This is a genomic window from Nostoc sp. T09 (assembly GCF_002154695.1).
Lineage (GTDB): Bacteria > Cyanobacteriota > Cyanobacteriia > Cyanobacteriales > Nostocaceae > Aulosira.
On record NZ_MTAV01000050.1, the window covers coordinates 1 to 22,044 of the forward strand.

18 protein-coding genes and 2 pseudogenes are annotated in these 22,044 nt (G+C 41.6%); 11 read left to right on the forward strand and 9 right to left on the reverse strand.

The genetic code is table 11. The features are described 5' to 3' along the window. Window positions 1–329 (reverse strand): annotated as a pseudogene (locus tag BV372_RS12405) (IS701 family transposase); the annotation flags it as partial. Window positions 330–413: 84 nt separating this feature from the next. On the opposite strand from BV372_RS12405, the gene BV372_RS12410 reads away from it, so the two are divergent. Further along, window positions 414–893: an SDR family oxidoreductase gene (locus tag BV372_RS12410; protein ID WP_086686810.1), complete on the forward strand. Its 480-nt coding sequence runs from the start codon at window positions 414–416 to the stop codon at window positions 891–893. Window positions 894–995: 102 nt separating this feature from the next. Here BV372_RS12410 and BV372_RS12415 read toward each other — a convergent pair whose 3' ends face one another. Continuing rightward, window positions 996–2,000 carry an aldo/keto reductase gene (locus tag BV372_RS12415; protein ID WP_086686811.1) on the reverse strand — a complete coding sequence of 335 codons (1,005 nt, stop codon included), beginning with the start codon at window positions 1,998–2,000 and terminating at the stop codon, window positions 996–998. Between the two features lie 948 nt (window positions 2,001–2,948). Between BV372_RS12415 and nifE the strand changes: the two genes are divergently transcribed. After that, on the forward strand, window positions 2,949–4,361 hold the full coding sequence (nifE, locus tag BV372_RS12420) for a nitrogenase iron-molybdenum cofactor biosynthesis protein NifE (protein ID WP_086686812.1): 1,413 nt from the start codon (window positions 2,949–2,951) through the stop codon (window positions 4,359–4,361). Between the two features lie 130 nt (window positions 4,362–4,491). Here nifE and BV372_RS12425 read toward each other — a convergent pair whose 3' ends face one another. Together BV372_RS12425 and BV372_RS12435 are read right to left on the reverse strand one after the other, a co-directional pair. Beyond that, entirely contained in the window at window positions 4,492–5,463 is a 972-nt protein-coding gene (locus tag BV372_RS12425) for a polyphosphate kinase 2 family protein (RefSeq protein ID WP_086686813.1), read from the reverse strand. Window positions 5,464–6,076: 613 nt separating this feature from the next. Next, window positions 6,077–7,348: an MFS transporter gene (locus tag BV372_RS12435; RefSeq protein ID WP_086686815.1), complete on the reverse strand. Its 1,272-nt coding sequence runs from the start codon at window positions 7,346–7,348 to the stop codon at window positions 6,077–6,079. Window positions 7,349–7,683: 335 nt separating this feature from the next. Between BV372_RS12435 and BV372_RS12440 the strand changes: the two genes are divergently transcribed. Next, entirely contained in the window at window positions 7,684–8,652 is a 969-nt protein-coding gene (locus BV372_RS12440) for a TauD/TfdA family dioxygenase (RefSeq protein ID WP_086686816.1), read from the forward strand. Between the two features lie 121 nt (window positions 8,653–8,773). Here the strand turns inward: BV372_RS12440 and BV372_RS12445 are convergent, their stop codons facing one another. From BV372_RS12445 to BV372_RS12455, 3 genes are read right to left on the reverse strand one after another with little or no spacing between them, the layout of a single operon-like run. Next, a complete protein-coding gene (locus BV372_RS12445; RefSeq protein WP_086686817.1) occupies window positions 8,774–9,868 on the reverse strand; it encodes an aliphatic sulfonate ABC transporter substrate-binding protein in 1,095 nt (364 codons plus the stop codon). Between the two features lie 58 nt (window positions 9,869–9,926). After that, window positions 9,927–10,730, reverse strand: a complete 804-nt coding sequence (locus tag BV372_RS12450) for a hypothetical protein (protein WP_086686818.1) — start codon at window positions 10,728–10,730, stop codon at window positions 9,927–9,929. Between the two features lie 32 nt (window positions 10,731–10,762). Further along, entirely contained in the window at window positions 10,763–11,578 is an 816-nt protein-coding gene (locus BV372_RS12455; protein ID WP_086686819.1) for a hypothetical protein, read from the reverse strand. A 758-nt stretch (window positions 11,579–12,336) separates the two neighbouring features. Here BV372_RS12455 and BV372_RS12460 point away from each other — a divergent pair. The 7 genes from BV372_RS12460 (at window position 12,337) to groL (ending at window position 20,421) form a co-directional block, all read left to right on the forward strand. Next, window positions 12,337–13,116, forward strand: a complete 780-nt coding sequence (locus BV372_RS12460; protein WP_086686820.1) for a class II aldolase/adducin family protein — start codon at window positions 12,337–12,339, stop codon at window positions 13,114–13,116. A 171-nt stretch (window positions 13,117–13,287) separates the two neighbouring features. Beyond that, window positions 13,288–14,388 carry an LLM class flavin-dependent oxidoreductase gene (locus BV372_RS12465; protein ID WP_086686821.1) on the forward strand — a complete coding sequence of 367 codons (1,101 nt, stop codon included), beginning with the start codon at window positions 13,288–13,290 and terminating at the stop codon, window positions 14,386–14,388. Window positions 14,389–14,474: 86 nt separating this feature from the next. Continuing rightward, window positions 14,475–14,909 carry a heme-binding protein gene (locus BV372_RS12470; RefSeq protein ID WP_086686822.1) on the forward strand — a complete coding sequence of 145 codons (435 nt, stop codon included), beginning with the start codon at window positions 14,475–14,477 and terminating at the stop codon, window positions 14,907–14,909. A 20-nt stretch (window positions 14,910–14,929) separates the two neighbouring features. Continuing rightward, on the forward strand, window positions 14,930–16,114 hold the full coding sequence (locus BV372_RS12475) for an LLM class flavin-dependent oxidoreductase (RefSeq protein WP_086686823.1): 1,185 nt from the start codon (window positions 14,930–14,932) through the stop codon (window positions 16,112–16,114). A gap of 522 nt (window positions 16,115–16,636) precedes the next feature. After that, the gene (locus BV372_RS12480) at window positions 16,637–17,644 is read left to right on the forward strand and encodes an aliphatic sulfonate ABC transporter substrate-binding protein (protein WP_086686824.1); all 1,008 of its coding nucleotides are present in this window, start codon (window positions 16,637–16,639) and stop codon (window positions 17,642–17,644) included. A gap of 536 nt (window positions 17,645–18,180) precedes the next feature. Then, on the forward strand, window positions 18,181–18,492 hold the full coding sequence (groES, locus tag BV372_RS12485) for a co-chaperone GroES (protein ID WP_086686825.1): 312 nt from the start codon (window positions 18,181–18,183) through the stop codon (window positions 18,490–18,492). A gap of 291 nt (window positions 18,493–18,783) precedes the next feature. Beyond that, entirely contained in the window at window positions 18,784–20,421 is a 1,638-nt protein-coding gene (groL, locus tag BV372_RS12490) for a chaperonin GroEL (protein ID WP_086686826.1), read from the forward strand. A gap of 615 nt (window positions 20,422–21,036) precedes the next feature. Here the strand turns inward: groL and BV372_RS35170 are convergent. Both BV372_RS35170 and BV372_RS12495 read right to left on the reverse strand, forming a co-directional pair. Continuing rightward, window positions 21,037–21,225: a hypothetical protein gene (locus BV372_RS35170; RefSeq protein ID WP_143845080.1), complete on the reverse strand. Its 189-nt coding sequence runs from the start codon at window positions 21,223–21,225 to the stop codon at window positions 21,037–21,039. A 15-nt stretch (window positions 21,226–21,240) separates the two neighbouring features. Next, entirely contained in the window at window positions 21,241–21,615 is a 375-nt protein-coding gene (locus BV372_RS12495) for a hypothetical protein (RefSeq protein ID WP_143845083.1), read from the reverse strand. Between the two features lie 100 nt (window positions 21,616–21,715). Between BV372_RS12495 and BV372_RS12500 the strand changes: the two are divergent. Beyond that, a pseudogene (locus BV372_RS12500) lies at window positions 21,716–22,044 on the forward strand (IS701 family transposase); the annotation flags it as partial.

Here is a 22,044-nt window from a genome sequence, read left to right on the forward strand (position 1 = left end):
TCATCTATTACTAACGTAATTGCACGACCATCTAATTGTTTTTTCAAGTTATTTAATCTTCTTTTTTTGAATTTATCTACTGACCAATCTGAATTTGCTAAGAAATGGTGTAATGATTGCGCCGAATTTATACTCACTACCTTCGCTATCTCTGGTAATAATTTTCTTTTTATCGTTGATATTATCCCCATATGTAAATATTTCAAGCACTCATAATTTCTTACTTCTTTAAACAGGTCTTTATACTCTGCACAATATTCATCTATGATGGCAACTGTTGGGTGAGGATCTCTTGCCAAATGTTTGAGGATTTGTAATTCTACATCCATTGCCCTACTTACCTTCCAGAGTTTTTTCTTTAAATCCTTTTATTCAGAATCCTCGGAAAGTGACAGAAGAGGGATAATGTAGGAATGCGCGATCGCCGTCAGTTATTTGAATTTGAACTGAATGCAGTGCGTCAGCTAATCGAAACCAATTTGATTGCGCCTTTTAATTTGAGCCGCAAAGCTGCAAGGCTGATGATAGAACAAGGAGAAGGCAGAATTATCAATATTACTTCGATAGCTGGGCCGCTTGCAGATGCAGGTGACTCAGTTTATACTACCGCCAAGGGAGGGTTGGAAGCTCTAACTCGAACGCTAGCTGCTGAATTGGGCAGCTTTGGCATTACTGTTAATGGCGTAGCACCAGGCTGTTTTACTACAGAAACCAACGCAGATTTAGCTGCCGATCCAGAAATTGCTGATTGGCTGAAAAAACGCACCTCCCTTGGACGTTGGGGAGATCCCCAAGAAATCGCCGGCGCTGTGGTTTTTTTCGCTTCCAGCGCCGCGTCTTATGTTACAGGTCAGGTTTTAGCTGTTGATGGTGGATACTTGACCCATTTTTGAGCAAAATACTTGCTCATTAAAATCTGCGATCGCCCTTTTCCTAGTGACGATCAGAGGAATAAGACAGATAGAGGATCTTGTCAGTTTCTTCCTCTGCTTCCTCTACGGACGATTTCCCAAAGGGTACTGATGCCCTAAGATGGGATGAGGTGTGTAAGGTTCTTCTAAGAATTTGCGCTCTTCATCAGAAAGCTCTAAATCAACAGCCTCGACAGCCTCTTTTAGATGTTCTATCTTACTAGCGCCAATGATGGGAGATGTTACACCTGGTTGATGCAATAGCCAAGCTAGGGCAATTTGTGTGGGTTTAACACCTCGTTTTGTAGCTAATTCCACTACGCGATCTACTACTTTAAAATCTGAATCTTGATAGTAAAGATTGTGAGCAAATTCGTCCGTTTTTGCCCGTAGTGTTTGCCCATAATCTGCCTTACTGCGATTTCCTGCTAAAAATCCCCTCGCCAAGGGACTCCAAGGAATAATACCAATCCCTTGATCTAGGGCTAAGGGTATCACTTCTCTTTCTTCTTCCCTATAGACTAGATTGTAGTGATTTTGAATGGAGACAAAACGAGTCCAGCCGTGGATGTCTGCGGTATAAAGAGCTTTGGCTAACTGCCATGCAAAAACGCTAGAAATTCCTAAATAACGAACTTTACCTGCTTTGACAATATCATGCAGTGCTTCTAGAGTTTCTTCAATTGGTGTTTCATAATCCCAACGGTGAATTTGGTACAAGTCTACATAATCGGTCTGTAGCCGCCGCAAAGAAGCATCAATGCTATCAAAAATATGTTTGCGAGATAATCCTCGGTCATTCGGCCCATCGCCGACTTTACCATGTACTTTAGTAGCAATCACAACCTGATCTCGTTGAGCAAAGTCTTTCAGCGCTCGCCCGACAATTTCTTCACTAGCACCCAAGGAATAGACATCGGCGGTATCAAAGAAGTTAATCCCCAATTCTAAAGCCAGTTTGATAAATGGACGACTTTCTTCTTCTTCTAATACCCATTCGCGCAATTTACGCGAGCCATAAGTCATTGTACCTAGTGTAATACGGGATACTTTGAGTCCAGTTTTGCCAAGATTTACATATTTGGTCATACTGTCTGCTCTACCTTTTGTTGGGATGCTTAATATAGATTTGCCTAGAGTATTGCATAGCTATGAGTATTGCTTTGCAAAGGCTAGCCTATAAACTACTATATATCAATCAATTTACCGGAGTTAATGGTTATAATATTAAGAATTACATTAAATGAGAAATATGGAACAAGGAATCAGGAAATGTTTGGGAAGAAGATATTTTTAGTAAAATCTCTGGGATATGCAAAGCGATCGCCGCCGATAATCCAACTATGATTGCATCTGAATATTGGAGTTAAAATAGTGTATAATTTTAAAATTTTAAGAAAAATTTTTAATATAAGCACTTTTATCTATAGATTTAGAGTATTTAAATAAATCAGGCTATAATTACCTATATATGAATTTATTTTTAAGTTAAATAAAATACATACAAAACTATTATTAGAAAATGAATTCCTTGCTTGGATGATAAAACAAAAGATAAGGTACATAGAAACTAGATGTTGTCTAAATTATCATATTTAATTATCTAATCCTATATACCGTAAAAATATCAAAATAATACTTGATTCCAAAAATATTAGTTATGCTAATATTTAGACAGGCTAACAACTAAAAGAATTATAGTGTTTATCGTCTGAGTGAGTTACATCTCGTTGCGGTGAGGGGCTAGAGGCGAAGATGTACCTCATGCAATTAAGAACTGCCATAACAGGCCTTTGTGAAAATACAGGATGCATCAGAGGAGTTACTTGTTTTATCTGAAATTACTAGTGCATCTGCTATTTTTTGGAATCTTTCAGCAATCAATCCTCATAAACTTCCTCTACCACAATCTATAAAGATGAGTGGAGACTAAAAAGCGAAATTGGTAAGTAAGAACAATAGGAGATAGAGAGAGAATAATACTCTCAACTCCTCATTTTTGGCTGTTTTGTATTCATCTTCAGCAGGAGGAAAAGCATGAAAAACACTCAAGTAATAATTAACAAACCCCTTAGCGAAACAGCTTGCAAATCTAGCCATAAACAACTTACTGGTAAGAAAAAACTCACTTGCACAAAACCACCACAACCCGGTTCAACCCAAGGAAATTGCCCTTTTGATGGAGCAATGGTTTCTGTCGGAGCTATTACTGATGCTGTTCATTTAGTACATGGTGCTGTTTCTTGTACTCATAATCCTTGGGCAACTCATGGTAGCCTCTCCTCAGGCTCTCAATTATACCAAACTGCTTTTACTACTGACTTTAGTGAGGGCAATATCGTTTTTGGTGGAGAAAAGAAACTGTACAAAGCAATTGTAGATGTTGCTCAACGCTATCATCCTGCCGCTATTTTCGTTTACGCTACTTGTGTGTCTGCTTTGATTGGTGATGATATTGATAGTGTTTGTAAACTAGCCGCACAAAAAATTAATCTTCCGGTTATTTATGTAAATGCGCCTGGATTTCTTGGTAGTAAAAATTTAGGAAATCGCATCGGTAATGAAACTTTATTGAATGCTGTCATTGGTACAGCCGAACCTGAATTTACTACACCATTCGATATTAATATTGTTGGTGATTATAATGTTGCAGGTGAAACGTGGAATATCTTACCATTATTCCAAAAAATGGGGATTCGCGTTCTTTCTAAAATTACAGGTGATGCTCGTTATCAAGAAGTTTGCTATGCTCATCGCGCCAAATTAAATGTAGTGCTTTGCTCAAATGTAGCTATACAAATGGCGCAAACTATGGCGGAACGTTATGGAATTCCTTATATTGAAGAATCCTTCTATGGTGCGACCAACTTAAACGATTGCTTGCGAAATGTTGCGACCAAATTAAGTATATCCTTGGCAGATAGTGTTATTGCCTGGGAACTGCAAGAACGTACAGAAAAGTTAATTGCCCAAGAAAATGCTGCTCTAGATATTGCTTTAGCTCCTTACCTTGCTGATTTAAAAGGTAAGCGGATTGTTCTTTCTACTGGTGGTGTGAAAAGTTGGTCACTGATTTTAGCAGCCCAAAATTTGGGAATGGAAGTTATTGCAGCTACGGATGGCAAAACAACAGAAGAGGAGAAAGCTAAAATTAAACAATATCTTGGTGCAGATGCAATGCTTTTGTCTGACACAACTCCCCAGGCATTATTAAAGGTATTGCACCAAACAAAAGCTAATGTGTTGATTACTGGGGCTGGCAATAAATATACAGCACTCAAAACGGGAATTCCTTTTTTAGACATTAACCATGAACGTCACCATGCTTATGCAGGTTATGCAGGTTTGGTGGTACTAGCACGCGAACTACATGAAGCCTTGTATAGTCCTATATGGGAGCAAGTTAGCAAACCTGCCCCTTGGGATGACAAAATCAGCTATCAGGTATAGGCGCAACTTTCTTCTGCCAAGTCTATTTGACATACTCCCTGCAATAGAATTGTGGGGATTATAGGCTTAAACAGTTAATTGCAGGCATAGCCTAACCCAACAATCGAGGCTCTGGAGTATATAAATTACTTTAATCTGGAACCACAATATTTTCTAAACCCTGTTCTGCTGGTGGAAATTGTGGATTGATTGCCTCTAGAGTGTCTGCGATCGTTCGAGCTACTACCAAATTACGATACCACTTATTGTTTGCAGGTACGACATACCAGGGCGCATGAGCAGTCGAGCAATTGTTAATCATGTCTTCAAATGCCGCTTGGTAGTCATTCCACAGCACTCGCTCTTTTAAATCGTTGCTAGAAAACTTCCAATGTTTATTTGGATCTTCTAACCGACTTTCCAAGCGCCGTTTTTGTTCGTCTTTAGAAATGTGAAGAAAAAATTTGATAACTGCAATGTTGTTGAGTGTCAGCATGTGCTCAAACTCATTGATCAACTGATAGCGATCGCGCCAAATATCCTCTGGTACTAACTGTTTGACTCGCACAATTAACACATCTTCATAATGAGAGCGATTGAAGATGCTAATCATCCCTCGTTGTGGTGTCCTTTGGTGGTAGCGCCAAAGAAAATCATGGCTTAATTCTTCATCGCTGGGCTTTTTGAATGACCAAACTTGACAGCCTTGTGGGTTGAGACCACCGAATACATGTTTGATAGTACCATCTTTACCCCCGGTGTCCATCGCTTGCAGCACGATTAGTAAACTGCGTTGGCGTTGAGCATATAACCGTTCTTGCAAATTTTGCAGCCGTTGACGCTGTTTTTCCAGTTCTTCTTCAACGTGCTTCTTTTTATTGTAGTCCTCGCAGGTATTGGGATCGATATTAGCCAAGGTGATGGGCTGTCCAGGGTGGACTCGGTAACGAGGATAGTCTGGTTTAGGTGGTGGCTCGTCTACAACGATTTTTTCAGGTGCCATTTCCTGGCTATACTCGTTTGTAATCTTTGCTGCCGCTTGTTTTGTCTTATGAGATTCTGCTGCTGTGGCGTTGTTAGCGGGAGTTGAATTATTTTTTTTTGAACTATTTGATTGGCTCATAGGTTCTTTTAACTTAGATAGGGTTTACTGTGAAATATTTTTAATTTGCTTAATTTATTCCGGGCTATCAACCTCAATTTGATGGTTATGTATCCCTTGAAAATCCAAATTGTTCTGATATTTTCTCCTTGGTGTTACCAGCAGTATCCCAAGCATCTACAATAAATCAGTTGTTGCCATTTTTAAGATTTACCTGGCTGCGCCAAAATTGCCCAGTTCAGGGTTGCTGTAATTCTTCAAGCTCTGCTGGCATCGAAGTTTTTATCAAAGCAGAAAAAATCCTCTGACTTAGAAATATTTCGCCCTCAGGTGAAAATATGGAAAGTTTATACTTAAAAAGTTTTAAAAGCTTTACTAATTTTTCTTAAAATTATTCAGATTCACTTAAACTACATTAAATCGCATGAGATAAAGTATTATCTAGCTAAAGAATGATATTATAATATTTATCTCTTGTACTAACGATATAGCTCTAGAAAAAGCCTTGTTTTCGTCTTTCTGCTCCTGAGTGAATTTAAGGGTTCCGAGATTTATTGTGAGGTGTATTAATATTTTTACCAACTTCCAAGATTCGTTTCCCTTAATTCCACTTCTCCAAACAAAAGCGGCTTGTTTAGCGAGCAATCCAACGGCTTACTGCTGGCAATTGTGCAGAGAACCAGAGCGCACCTAAAATAATCAGACTACCACAAACAATCAAGGCATTAGTCGCACCAAAATTATCTGCCAAAGTCCCAGCTAACAAATTCCCAAAGGGCATTGTACCCACCATTGCTAGGGCGTAAAAACTCATTACCCGTCCGCGTTTATCCTCAGTAACTAGGGTTTGAATAATCATATTACTACTGGTAATGTTGAGGATAGAAAAGCAGCCTATAAATACCAGAATAATTATAGATAGCCAAACTTGACGCGAGAGTGAAAAGAATATCAAACTCATCCCAATCAAAACTTGAGCGACTACAATCAAACGCTCTAAGCCTACAATCCCTCGTCTGACACTTAGATACAAACAAGCAAACAACGAGCCAATCGGTGCTGAAGTGCTGAGGTGAGCCATCGTTGTTGCGTTTCCATTGAGAATCTTTGCTGCAAAAACAGGCATGAGCGCGACATGAGACATCCCGACGAAACCATGTAACGCTAGCATTAATAAAATTACTCTAATAGGCTGGAATTTCGAGACATATTCAAAGCCCTCCCGCAATTTCTCCAAAGTATCGCTAATGCCCGTAAGGGGTTGCATCTGTCTGGCTGGCAGCCGCATCGCTAGCAAGGTAAATATGGCAGGAATATAGCTGAGGGTATCGTAAAGAAAACAATATTTTACCCCTAGTGTAGCAATCAAAATCCCGCCCATAGCAGGCCCCACGACAAGAGAGGAACTTAACATTACTGAATTCAAGGCGATCGCATTACTCCAATCTGCGCGATCGTCTACGGTTTCGGTGACGATTGTATGGCGCACGGGCATATCTAATCCCTTGAGCAAACCATTGAAAGCGCTCAGTACCAAGAGGATAGGAAAGGTAATCCAATTGGTAAAGGTGAGAATCGTTAAAGCCAGGGAAACGCTAATTCCCAATATCTGCACCACCATTAACAAGTCACGACGACTCCAGCGATCGGATAATATGCCCGAAAAAGGAATCAGTAATAAGGTAGGTAAAAATTGTACAAACCCTGCAACTCCCAACAACCAAGGCGATTTAGTCAAATCGTATACCAGCCAAGGAATAGTTAACTGCTGGGTCATAAATGTTCCAGACATTGATAGTAACTGTCCCCCGAAAAACAGGCGAAAGTTACGCCAGCGTAAAGCGGGTAAATACTGGTACGTGATATTACTGATGCTTTCCCCGAATTGTCTATGCCAAATTTTCATGAGGCAAATTTAATTATGGTATTCTAATAATTAGATTAACTAATAATAAGATAATAATCACGTAGTTTACCACCGTAGGCATTGCCGATCTGTCTGAGCCAAGACTTTTGCATATTGATATGCGATCGCTATAGAAGATGATTGATCTGTGAAAACGTAGGAAATTAGTATTTAGCAACTGCATACTACGTTAAATCTATCGGAATACTGTATGATAGTTTCAGTTATGCTCCCAGCATTGGAATATTGCTATTAGATATTGGGTATCGGCAAAATTCCTAAGGAAATAGGCGAGTGTGAATACCTCCCGACAGATCAAACTCTGGAGAATCTTAATGGGCTACAAACATATAGAAGTTAAACAGGTAGCTGGTTTCATCGGTGCGGAAATCGGCGGTGTAGACCTTTCCCGTCCTCTTTCTGAGGATCAAGTCCAAGAAATTCGCAAAGCGCTATTAAAGTGGAAAGTCTTGTTCTTTCGTGGCCAGAACATCGATCATGCTGCCCAGGTCGAGTTCACATCTCGTTTTGGCGAAGTGACTTTCGCCCATCCTTTGGGAGAGCCTGAACCAGTTCCGGGATTTCCTCAGATCAAACCAGTAGATCGTAAACTCTATGAGCGCCAGTATGGTTTTCGCACTGGCGGCCCTTGGCACACAGATGTAACTGCGGCAATTAACCCACCCGCCGCCTCAGTTTTACGTGCCGTTAATGTCCCCAGTTTTGGTGGTGATACCCAGTGGAGTAATCTTGTTGCCGCTTATGAAGGACTCTCAGCACCTCTACGAGCGTTAGCAGATACATTGAAAGCGGAACATCGCTTCAATGGAGGCGGTTATCAACCCCGCAACAACAAATTTGACGATCGCATTGCTGTCAATCCTCTAGTTTCTATTCACCCAGTCGTCAGAGTTCATCCGGAAACTGGTGAACGTGCTTTATTCGTCAACCCTGGCTTTGTCTCGCGCATTGTTGATGTGTCACCAGAAGAGAGCAGATTGTTGCTAGAGTTGTTCTTTAACCAAGTCACCAAACCTGCTTATACCACCCGCTTCCGTTGGAACAACGGTGATATTGCCTTCTGGGACAACCGCGCCACCGTGCATTTGGCTCCTCAAGATTTGGATCATTTAGATGTTGAACGTCTCCTTTATCGCACTACTATCACAGGGGATGTTCCCGTAGGGGTTGATGGTTCCCGTTCAGAAGTAGTTCACGGTGAGGTGTTCAGTGCAGAAGTACCCAGCGTCTTCAAGCAAAAAGCTGAGTCTAAGGAAGTACAACCAGCGCTGTCATCAAACTGAGTTCTAAGTCATAAGTGCTGAGTAAATTAAAAACTACTCAGTACTTATTGACGCAGACATGAACCCTTATAGAAAGCCTGCCTTGGCAGGCTGATATATGCATCTTCATAGAGAAATGGTATTACCACTTCTGGTCAGGAACCCAGTTGTAGTTTTTATCTTTGACGTCGATTTTCTTGGGAATAACTTTGAGTTCGTAGAAGGTATCTGCCATGTTTTGTAAGCCTGTGAGAACTTCATCAGTCACAGGTAATACCTTGCGATCGCCTCCACGCTCCTCTACAATTTCCATTGTTGCTAAGTCAACTTTGTAGAGTTTGGAAAGTAATTTAGCTGAATCTTTGTAGTTGTTTTTAGACCAGCTACCTGCTTTTTCCAATTCTTGTAAAATTATTTTCACAATGTCTGGACGATCGCGAACAAAATCTGGCGCAGCATAATAAAATGCAGGGCTTTCTACAGGAGCTTTTTCACCAAATATTGTAGTATTATCTGCCAACAGACGAGTACGCAGCTTACGTTCCGCTTCCGCAGTATAGGGGTCCCAGATTACCCATGCGTCGAAATCACCACGTTCAAAGGCTGGTAAAGCTTCGGCTGGAGTTAAATAGACAGGTTGAATATCTGTATATTTCAAACCTACTTTCTCTAAAGCCCGTACAATTATGTATTGCGAACTTGAGCCTTTAGCAAAAGCAACTTTCTTACCTTTTAAGTCAGCAAGAGTCTTGATAGGTGAATTCTCCAACACCAGGATTGCTGAACTCCTAGTACTACTCGTACTTGCAGCCACTCGCACGAAAGGCTTGTCACTAGCTTGAGCAAAGACGCTTCCCGTACCGCCGCCACCACCAAAAACGATCGCACCTACACCCATTCCTTCCAGCAGAGGTGCAGTTGAGGAAAATTCATTCCAGGTTACAGAAATACCTTGAGGTTGTAAGCGCTTCTCTAGGCTACCTTGGGCTTTGAGGATATTCAGCAGCGCCATACCTTTTTGATGCCCCATTTTCAACACAGTTAACTTGCTAGCTTGGGGTTTTTCTGTAGGTGCATTAGCTGAATTACTGGGGGCGCAGGATGAGATCGCTAAACTCAAGCCTAAACCCACTACAAATAACAATGCAAATGAGCCAATTCCAGGTCGCTTAAAAAACTTAAACAAACCCCTTAGATTTATCCACTCTAAAAACCGATTTAGCCGTTTATTGAACATATATATCCCTTTGCCTAGCAGAGGAAGTGATTTGTATCAGTAATTTCGTGAATTGGTATTACTGAGTGATAGAAGTAAGTTGAGGATGAGGAATATCTAGCAAGTAGGAAAGTACTTCTTTTCGCCAAGCATCATATATTGGTTCGATACCTTGGCTATTAGAACCATTAAAATTTTCTGCATCTTGCCAGCGTTGTTTGATGTAAGCAGCACGTCGCTTTTGAATTTCTTCATCTAATTCTAATAATTGTGCTGCAAGTTCAGTTCGTTCATTAGGCGAAGCTTGCTCAAATTTTTTGCGCCACCAATTAGCAATTGTCACGCGATGAATTGCTTCATCATCGCTAAATCGTTCGCTACTTTGTTGCGCTAATACAGCATCACCAATTGTTGATGTCAGTTTGTTAAACCAAACTTGGGGCAAAATATGATGTTCGTAGTGCAGTTCCCAAGCAATAAATCCTAGCCAGTTACGATAAGGTACATCTTCGAGAAATTCCCAATGGCGTTCGGCTTCTTTACGGATATCGTCAATCGGATCGCGTCCAGTCAAAGCAATTATTCTTTCCCGAAAAGCGATCGCATGTGCACCGTCATCACCAATTTGTCTACTCAAAATTAAATGCAAATCTGGGTCAGGAATCAATAAGATTGCCTTACTTGCAGCTTGCACAATAGACAAATCGTGGCCACCAGTAGCAGCCCAATATTGATAGAAATGCTCTTTTTCTGCTTCTGTAATTGGCGAACGGCTGGGATGTTTGCGAGTTAATGGTATGTGTGGCGCGTGCTGGCTAAAGAGTTTTTCCAGGTTTTCTTTTTCAAACTCTACACTCCAGCTTCGAGTTAAAGTTGCAGTCATAATAGGTTCCTTAAGATATTTTAGATTGCGTCCTAATCGTCAATGCTTACGAGTTTGGGTAACTGAGAAACTGGAATATCTAAGAAGTAAGACAATACTTCTTGTCGCCAAGTATCGTAAATTACGCCTGTTCCCTCAACTTCAATACCCAGCGCCCGACGGCTAATTTTTTCATGTTCTTTTAAATAGGGATTGCGACGGCGTTGTACTTCCTCGTCTGCTTCTATTACTTGTGCAGCTAATTCAGATTTTTCCGTTGCAGAAGCTTGATCAAATTTACGTAACCACCACTCTGCAACTCCTGCACGGTGGAATGTTTCGTCTGGGATAATTCTCGCTGTTGCAAAGCTTGAAGATTCTGGATCGTACAACCGTGATAAACGGCGATTTAATGAGCCAATGGCAACAATATGATGTTCATAGTGCAGCTCGAAAGCTAAAAAGCCTAACCAGCCACGTCGGGGTATATCTCCCATAAAATCCCAATGCTTTTGCACCTGCTTTTGGATATCGTCAATGGGATCGCGACCAAATAACGCTTCTACACGGCGACGAGTATTTTCTGCATGTGCGCCATCATCACCCAATTGGCGACTTAAAAATAACTGCAATTCCGGATCGGGAATTTTATCAATAAGGTTGGCGACAACTTGCACAATAAATAGGTCATGGGCTGCACCACCAACGCGAAAATGGTAGAAATTCTCTAGTTCCTCTGCTGTGGCGATCGCTTTTGGCTCTTGCAAGCGCTTTTTCGGAATATCGGGAGCGTATTTATCAATTAACCGATCAATGGTTTCATTTTCAAATTCAATTGTCCAAGCCGGACGAGTAATAGTAGCAGTCATATTTTGCCCCTGTGTGTGAGTTATTCACTGATGTGGAAGAGAGCCGATTAATCTGCCAATCTTGAATTTTTGTAACGCGAATTTATCAGTTATAATCTCGCGTCTGTTCCTTGTCTGTTCGTAAAATTGAATAATGTGTTGCGCTATCTAAAATTTGTTGTCATCCACACATTTTCTGCAACTGTGGGATAGTCTTTGGCTCATAATTAGCTAGGGTTTGAGAAAATGGTGAGCCTAGTTGCTTGGAAATCTTACTCCCATCTGTAGGCTCAGACATAGCTGTTCAGAACCTTGGCAATCGGCGTTTGGAAGTTAATTTTTAATTTCTCAAACCAAAAATACGGTAAATCGACCGATGAACCGTATTTTATAAATATGAGAATTGCATATATGGCGATAAAAAACAAGGGGTGATATTCTCAAGCTTGCTTCTTGAGATGAACTGTGGTAGGTTCATATTGCATAAAATACAGTAGCTCGACTGATTTACCGTAGTTTAATAAAAAATATTACTAACCTAGTTCAAAGAGTTGCTGTGCTAGATAGTTTAAAACCTAACTTCGGGTAAATAGTAATGAGCCGGAAGATTTTAGTAAGCCTATGTGATACTGGCTTACCACACAAGTTTTGTATGGTGGCGAGTAAAAGAGAAAAAAGAAGCATAGAGGTAGAGGAGTCTGACTGTTAGTTTTCCACCTCTGCTTCCTCCGCTTGTGTCTCATCAATAATTTAGGGTTTGTCGATAGGAGTCGAGAATCATGGTGCAAACTTCCATCGTCCGCAATGGTACTCTTGTTAAACCACCAACCTTTACCTCCACAGAAGCAGAGCGTCGTCATCGCAAAGAACGGTTAGCAGCAGCTTTGCGTATTTTTGCCCGCTTAGGTTTTGCCCAAGGACTAGGAGGACACATCACAGCCCGCGATCCGGAACTCACCGATCATTTTTGGGTTAATCCTTTTGGCATTCATTTCAGTCGCGTGCGCGTTTCTGACTTAATCTTGGTGAATGCTCAAGGTGAAGTTGTTCAAGGTGATGGCGCACTCAATCAAGCAGCCTATGCTATTCACTCTCAAATTCACGAAGCCCGTCCAGATGTAGTGGCGGCGGCTCATGCTCATTCCTTCTACGGCAAAACTTGGTCTTCACTAGGTCGGTTAATCGATCCGATTACCCAAGATTCTGCTGTTTTCTACCAAGATCATGCTTTATTTGATGATTACAAAGGCATTGTGTTAGATACCAGTGAAGGAAAACGCATTGCGGAAGGATTAGGCAATAAAAAAGCGGCAATCCTCCGCAATCATGGATTATTAACAGTAGGACACAGTGTAGACGAGGCAGCTTGGTGGTTCATCCGTTTAGAAGATGCAACTAAATCCCAGTTGCTAGCAGAATCCGTAGGTAAACCAATTCCCATTGAACACGACCTCGCCCTCAGTATTCAAAAACGCAATGGAACTCATGAAGCAGGTTGGCGTGCATTCCAATATTTGTGGGATGAGATTACCCGCGATCAACCAGATTTATTGGATTAATAGCGATTGAAATATGACTTACGTACAGGTCACGGAAAATCAAACCGCAGAGGACACAGAGTACACAGAGTTTGAGAATTTGAGAGGTTTTTTGCGTCAGTCCTATGAAAATTAGGGACTGGAAAAATATTTTCCCATACCTAATTACAACCATTTTCAGGAGAATTTATCGTGCCAGTAGAGTTTATCGGGTTAATCCGCACCAAACCTGCTTCGGAGTTAAACACTGTACCGGGGAGTCTAGCAGATGACATTATTGACCCCGCTTATGTGCGTGAGTTTGCCCAAGCTCATGAAAAAGGGGATTTTGATAAAGTATTAATTGGCTATAGCTCTAGTAGTCCTGATGGTTTTACCGTTGCTACCCATGCAGCTGCATTTACAGAACGCTTAGGTTTTTTGATTGCTCATCGCCCAGGTTTTGTAGCACCAACTTTAGCAGCACGCAAAGCAGCGACCCTAGATCATTTCACTAATGGTCGGATTGCGGTACATATTATCACTGGTGGTAGTGATGCTGACCAGCAACGAGATGGCGACTGGCTTGACCATGACAACCGTTATCGTCGTACCGATGAGTATCTCGAAATTGTCCGCCGTATCTGGACAAGCGATACACCCTTTGATTACGAGGGAGAATTTTACCGCGTTAAAGATGCTTTCTCTGCGATCAAGCCGCTGCAAAAGCCTCATATTCCCCTTTACTTTGGCGGCGCATCTGGCCCAGCCGTAGAAGTAGGAGCCAAGCATAGTAATGTCTATGCTTTGTGGGGTGAGCCAATTGCCGCAGTTAAAGAACGGATTGCCCAAGTTCGTGCAGCTTTACCTCCTGGTCGCTCTATCCGCTTTAGTGTATCTCTGCGTCCTATCCTGGGTGTGACAGAAGAACAGGCTTGGGAAAGAGCCAGAAATATTTTAGGGCGGATTCAAGAACAACGCGCAGGTGTGAAAGTCGCTCCTCCAGCTAGACCACAGGCTGTAGGATCGCAACGGTTACTAGATTTCGCCGCTAAAAGCGAAATCTACGATAAGCGTTTGTGGACACCGATCGCATCTGCTACTGGTGCCGCTGGTAACACAACGGCATTAGTGGGAACACCAGAACAAGTTGCAGAAGCTTTAGTTGATTACTATGACGCAGGTGTAACTACGCTGTTAATTCGGGGCTTCGATCCGCTACAAGATGCCATTGATTATGGGCGAGAAGTCATTCCGCTAGTACGTGCAGAGGTAGCAAAACGAGAACGCCAAGCTGTTGCAGTTGGAAGATAATATCAATTCAAAATTAAGAAAGCCTGAGACATCAATGGTTTGGAAGTATATATCAATCCGCTTTTTTTGCAATGGAATAATAAATTATGGTACAGACATCTACATCTACGAGAACTGTTGAATTAATTACAGCTGATACTGCACTAGCAGCAGTCAAGGCAGGTTTAAAGGAAAGCCAAAATCTAGGAGCTAACGTATCGATTGCTGTTTACAACTCGCTTTTAACTTTGGTAGCCTTTGCACATGGTGATGGCGCACCACCTCACAGTGTGGAAACTAGCAAACGCAAAGCGCAAACAGCAGCTTCGACTCGTCGCCCTACAGGAAACTTTGCAGACCATCTGGCTGTGGCTTTACCCCTAGCTTCTGGTAACTTGTTAACAAATCTCGGTGGAGGTTTACCTATCCGCTTTGGTGGCGTGTATGTAGGAGCCATTGGTGTTGGTGGTGGTACTGTTGAGCAGGATATTGCCATTGCCAAAGCCGCGTTAAGTGCGATCGGTGCAGAGCCAATAAATTAGTTATCTACCCAATTTGAGCGATGATTCTTAGCCATTACCCTGGTTCAATTGTCGGATGCGATCGCTTTTTGGCTCCGACAGATTTCCCTGAAAGCCCCCTCTCCCAAGCATTGCAACAGCCTGTATTATTAGGGTTATTTCTGCCTATCCAAGCAGGCGGTTGGAGTGCTTCTACACTACCACGCACTACCGATTGGAGCTTTGAATACAACAAGGATCTGGTGCTAAAAACCGAGGCGCTGGGCTTTGATTTAGTATTTGCACTATCACAGTGGCTACCTAAAGGTGGCTATGGTGGCGTGTTCAACGGTCAAGCACTGGACTCTTTTGTGACTACAGCTGCACTCACTAGCGTCACACAGAAGATTATGCTCATCTCCACAATCCATGTTTTGTACGGGCCGATTCATCCCTTGCACTTAGCTAAGTACAGCGCAACACTCGACCATATATCAGGGGGTCGCTGGGGTATTAACGTCGTGACTGGACACCGCGCCGTTGAACACGAAATGTTTGGTTGGAATCGTATTGAGCATGACCATCGTTATGAACTTGCAGCTGAGTTTATCGAAGTGCTACAACGTCTATGGGGTGATAATGAGAACTTCTCATTTGAGGGTAAGTCTTCGTGGAAACTCAATGGTGCTTACGTCACACCTAAGCCCAAATATGGCCGTCCGGTGCTAGTCAACGCTACAGGCTCAGATGCAGGTATTTCCTTTGCTGCACGTTATTCTGATATTGTGTTTATCACTAGCCCAGCAGGTTCAGATTTCAAAAGCGCGATCGCAGCGCTACCGGCACATACAAAAAGAGTCAAACAGGCTGCACGCGATATTGGCCGCGAAGTACGGACACTCCTCAACCCGATGGTAATTAGCCGCGAAACTGAGCGCGAAACTTGGGAATATCATGATGCGATAGTCGCTCATGCTGACCCAGCCGCACCTCTAGGCTTTAGCAGATTCGACAGCGATGCACACGCTTGGAAAGGTCGCGTCGGTAAAGATGCACCAAAGCGTCGAGCTATCGGTGGGAACATCGAGGTCATCGGTACACCTGAGCAGGTAGTCGAGCAGTTTGTGCAGTTGAAAGAGGCTGGTATTGATGGCTTGCAGTTGAGCTTCTATGACTTTAAACCAGACTTGGAATTTTTTGGCGATCGCATCCTACCTCTGATGAAACAGGCAGATTTAAGGTTATGAGTTCCTGTAGAAATGTTACTTTGATTATGCTTATAGATGCTAGTAATCTTATTGCTAATAAATCAGCATTTTAAGTTTACATTATATGATTGAAATTGCAAAAATAATTTTATATTTAATCTTAATTAATAAATAATTATTAAAAAATTTGTGTATTTTATTTATAAGTATTAAACGATAATTGCTGATAGAAACATCTTGCCTTTGACTGATATATATGCAATTATAATTCTCTAATACCATTAAATCTACTCGCTTATGGTAGTTGAATTAAAAATAATTTAACTACCATCTTATTTCATAAAACTGCTATTTGAACTAAGGCATAGATAATTTAGTTCGCGTAATATATTGGCTTTTTATGCAGAATATATAATGACTTTTACTAAATAGAAGCACTTGTTTAATATTATTTTAGAACCCAGATATTAGGCTTTTAAACATTTTACAAACCTCTTTAATTAAAATTCGGATATTTCCCTGTTCTCTATTCCCGTTTCAATCATTGAGGAGAATGATAATATGAGGCTAAAACGCCGTGATTTGCTGGGTTTGGGTATATCAGCAGCCGCTTTAGCTGCTTGTAGTAAATTGGCTAATTCTCCATCCAATACATCTAGTGCTATTCCTATAGCAGCTAACAATGAGACGAGTTCCGCCAAACTGCGTTTAGGTTTTCAGCCACCATACGTTGCTGTATATGCACTAAGAGAACAAAAGCTATTGGAGAAAGCCTTAGCAGGAAAATCAACTACTGTTGAATTTCGGCGGATGCTATCACTCAAACCAGTGACAGAAGCGCTATCTGCTAGCGCTATAGATTTAGGTTTGGGTGGAACACCAGTAGCCGCAATTGCTGCTGGTATACCTATTAAGATAATTGCTTTAGTTGAACGTAGTCCTAAAACCCATGCGTTGTTAGTTCTGCCTAATTCACCAATCAAAAAAATTGCTGATTTAAAAGGGAAAAAACTTGGTAATCCATCGGGGAAAAGTTACTATTTTGCAATCAGAGTATTAGAACGTGCAGGACTCAAAGATACTGATATAGAGTGGGTACAAATTGAGAATGATGCAGGCAGATCTGCATTATTATCAGGTGCGATTGATGTTTGGGGAACGTGGGACCCTTTTTATGCCAGTGCAGAAGTTGCGAAAGAAGTAGTACCCTTAGTTGATGGAGAAGGTTATCAGTTAAATTATGTGGCTTTGTTTGGGCGAACAGATTATATAGAAAAGAATTCAGAGACTATACAAAAGTTTTTGCAAGCCTATAAACAAGCGATCTCTTGGGCAAAAGATAACCGTCAAGCAGCAGTAGATATTTTGGTCAAAGAAAATAAGTTATCACCACAGGCGGCCGCGTTAACTTTAGGCCGTCGAAACCTCATATTTGAACCTCCAAATGATGAGTATCGCCAAGAACTGATCAATCAGTCGCAATTACTTACTCGTCTGGGACTGATTAAACAACAGCCAAATTGGGATAACGCAATTGATACAACCTTGGCGAAAGCTATCGTATCGTAACTGAGATTTGAGAAAGGCTGATGGCATAATCAGCCAGAAAGACATAGCTACAAAATTAACGCGGAAAGTTTGAAAATCATTCCATTAAACCTTTAATTATCTATTATTTCAGGCTTTTTCCTATTTTTTGATTGAATCTCAAAATTTATTGTTTCACAATCATATATAGCTTGCGGTTCTCTTCGTACCATACAGCAAGCATTCTGGGATTGTAAGGCTCTACATTCAGCGGCTCTGGACTGCTTGCTTTTTTTAAAACCTTATGACATGATACTTAATATCAGCTAAATACAGTAACTCGATAGACTTACTGTAGTTTATCTCCACGACTAGCAATTTCTGATTTTGCTCACTATTCGTTGGATTGGTTTGATGAAAAAACCTTTCATGTCTACTGTTTGGTTTGAGAAACAATAGGCATGATTAATTGTCCTCTCAATTAGACCTGTCCGATTGAGCAAACATTCTTTCTATCAGTTCATAACTTGATTACACCCATTTGTTCACCTTCAAAAAGTTAGTTTGGAGAATTTTGTATGGCAGCTATAGCATTAAGCGTATCTACTGTTAAGCCTTTGGGCGATCGCGTTTTCATCAAAGTTAGTGAATCTGAAGAGAAAACAGCGGGCGGTATTCTTCTGCCTGATAGCGCTAAAGAAAAGCCACAGGTGGGTGAAATTGTTGCAGTTGGCCCTGGTAAACGCAACGATAACGGCACTATTCAAACTATAGATGTTGCCGTTGGCAATAAGGTTCTGTTCTCCAAGTATTCAGGTACCGACATTAAGTTGGGTACAGAAGATTATGTTCTCTTGTCTGAAAAAGACATCTTGGCAATTGTTTCATAGTTGATTGCCATTAGTTAAGTAGGTCAGCGCAATTAAAGATTAGTGGCAAAGGCTGTCATTTGTCCTTAGTCATTTGTGAGCCACTGCGTTGGACGGGTTCCCCGGCTTAAAGCAAGTGGCGTCATTGGTAAAGGTTTCAAGCCTATTTGCGTGTCTCAACATAGTTTGGTTTATTTCTACCGACTTACTTATTAATCATTTTTACTCCACAACTCAAAATGCGAATGAGCAGTAAAGACTCAAATTCGCAATTGATGAACTTACACAATATTTAGAGAAACTCACATCATTATGGCAAAACGCATCATTTACAACGAAAATGCTCGTCGTGCTCTGGAAAAAGGAATTGACATTCTCGCTGAAGCAGTAGCAGTTACCCTTGGCCCTAAAGGTCGTAACGTTGTTTTAGAAAAGAAGTTTGGCGCGCCGCAAATTGTTAATGATGGAGTCACCATCGCTAAAGAAATTGAACTAGAAGATCACGTTGAAAACACAGGCGTATCTCTAATTCGTCAAGCTGCTTCTAAAACTAATGATGCTGCCGGAGACGGTACTACAACTGCAACTGTTTTGGCTCACGCCATTGTCAAAGAAGGATTGCGGAACGTAGCTGCTGGTGCAAACGCCATCGAACTCAAACGCGGTATCGATAAAGCCACAGGCTTTCTCGTGGAAAAAATTAAAGAACACGCACGCCCTGTGGAAGATTCTAAAGCGATCGCCCAAGTTGCTGCTATCTCTGCCGGTAACGATGAAGTCGTGGGTGCTTTAATTGCAGAAGCATTAGATAAGGTTGGCCGGGAAGGAGTAATATCCCTAGAAGAAGGTAAGTCAGTCACCACCGAACTAGAAGTTACAGAAGGTTTGAACTTCGACAAGGGTTATATTTCTCCCTATTTTGCCACCGATGCCGAGCGATTGGAAGCGGTATTCGATGAGCCTTTCCTGCTGTTAACTGATAAGAAAATTGCTTTGGTGCAAGACCTCGTACCCGTACTTGAGCAAGTAGCGCGTGCTGGTCGTCCTTTGGTAATTATTGCCGAAGATATTGAAAAAGAAGCTTTGGCAACCTTGGTAGTTAACCGCCTGCGTGGCGTGCTGAATGTAGCCGCTGTCAAAGCACCTGGATTTGGCGATCGCCGCAAAGCTATCCTAGAAGACATTGCCATCCTTACAGGCGGACAGTTGATTACCGAAGACGCTGGTCTGAGACTAGATGCTACTAAACTTGACCAACTCGGTAAAGCACGCCGCATCACCATCACCAAAGATAGCACCACCCTCGTTGCTGAAGGTAACGAGCAAGCTGTAAAAGCACGGGTAGAGCAAATCCGCCGCCAAATCGAAGAAACCGAGTCCTCCTACGACAAAGAGAAACTGCAAGAACGTTTAGCGAAGTTAGCAGGCGGGGTTGCAGTGGTAAAGGTGGGTGCTGCTACAGAAACCGAACTCAAAGACCGCAAGCTACGTCTGGAAGATGCCATCAACGCTACTAAAGCTGCTGTAGAAGAGGGTATCGTTCCTGGTGGTGGTACAACACTGGCACATCTAGCACCTGGCTTGGAAGAATGGGCAAAGTCTAACCTAGTGAATGAAGAATTAACAGGTGCATTGATTGTATCTCGCGCACTGTCTGCACCTCTCAAGAGGATTGCTGAAAACGCTGGTCAAAACGGTGCAGTAATTGCAGAACGAGTCAAAGAGAAAGAATTCAACGTTGGTTACGATGCAACCACTGGCGAATTCGTAGATTTATTTGCAGCCGGGATTGTCGATCCTGCTAAGGTAACTCGTTCAGCCGTACAAAATGCTGCCTCAATTGCAGGTATGGTGTTGACTACCGAAGCTATTGTAGTTGACAAGCCAGAACCGAAGGAAACTGCTCCCACAGCACCTGGTGGCGGCTTAGGTGGCGATTTCGATTACTAGTCAATCGTTTAATAAGACTGTTGCATATTTACTCAATCTCAAGAGGTGATCTCAACATCTGACGACTACCTCTTGAGACAACGATTTCTCTTTCCGTAGCTGCCAGGCTTTTTAAATTGGCTAGCATCTCAGCAGTTTGCATTGCTTTAGTGGGATTCATGTTGCACCTATTTGGGTAATTCAATTTGTGTTTGACTTCATGACTCTTAATTTACGCTTTCCCAACGATAGAATCAAATATTCTTTTTTTTATAACTGATAAATAAAAGTGATTGGGTGCGAGTTGAAGGTGAGTGAGAATTCACGCGATCGCTCATATTCTTCATAAATGCTTTCGATATCATCAAGCGCAAACTTGCTGAAGTTAAAACTTTTTAGTTAAACACTAGGCAGTATTAATAGAGTTTAGGGGCTTGCGCCGCATTGATTATCAGTCATTACATGAGTAGTGGTTAACGGACACGATAGCCACCCTTGGCTGAACAGCGTTGACTTTGGTGGCTGCTATCCGATGGCGAAGTCATTCAATGAATGGCTGCTCCTGCATGGTGGCAGTTAACTTATTGTGCTGCACCTGTTTTGGCAGACTTATCCGCTTGAGCGGCTTCAGCCCTGTTATTTCGGTGAGGTAGTTTCTCCTACGTGATAAACCGCTCGGTTTACAGGTGAAGGAGCAATGAACTCCTGAAGTTTGGCATCACTGATTTTCTGAGAACTGGGGATGAAGCCAGTGGAAATCATCGCACTGTAAGCGGCAATATTCACAGCAGAAACAATCGCCAGAGGAGTAAACTGCGATCGCAATCCGCCGCTAATACCTCAATCCTCAGTATGTGGATTCTGGGCTAAAATCCAAACTCTAATCCCCGCAGAGTCACCGCAAGAAGTATAACTGGTCAATTTGCCCTTGAGCCAATCAAGTTGTTTAGCAATTTTAAATTGACTGCCAATTTGTGTACCCTCATCAAAAGCTAATAACTTGTCGCCCCTTAGTGCATTAAATTCTTTTATGCAATTTTGGAACCAACTGACAATTTCAACAGGAGTCATCGATGGAGTAGAAGCCCGTTTGAGGACATCTACACAACCAGAGAAATAACCAGTTTCCTTTGGGTCGTTCTTGGGGTCAATGTAAAAAATAGTAGTCTGCGGATGCAATTGTTTAATTCGTCGCAAAGCATTACTGACAAGCAAACCTTTGCCAGCCCCAGGAATACCTACCCCTCTTCTGTCACTTTCCGAGTATTCTGAATAAAAGGAATAAAAGAAAAAGCTCTGGAAGGTAAGTAGAGCAATGGATGTAGAATTACAAATCCTGAAACATTTGGCAAGAGATCCGCACCCAACAGTTGCGATCATAGATGAATATTGTGCAGAGTATAAAGAGCTATTTCAAGAAGTAAGGAATTATGAGTGCTTCAAATATTTACACCTAGGGATAATATCAACGATAAAAAGAAAATCGTTACCAGAGATAGCGAAGGAAGTAAGTATAAATTCGGCACAATCATTACACTATTTTTTAGCAAATTCAGATTGGTCAGTAGATAAATTAAAACTCATAAGATTAAATAACTTGAAAAAACAATTAGATGGTCGTGCAATTACGTTAGTAATAGATGA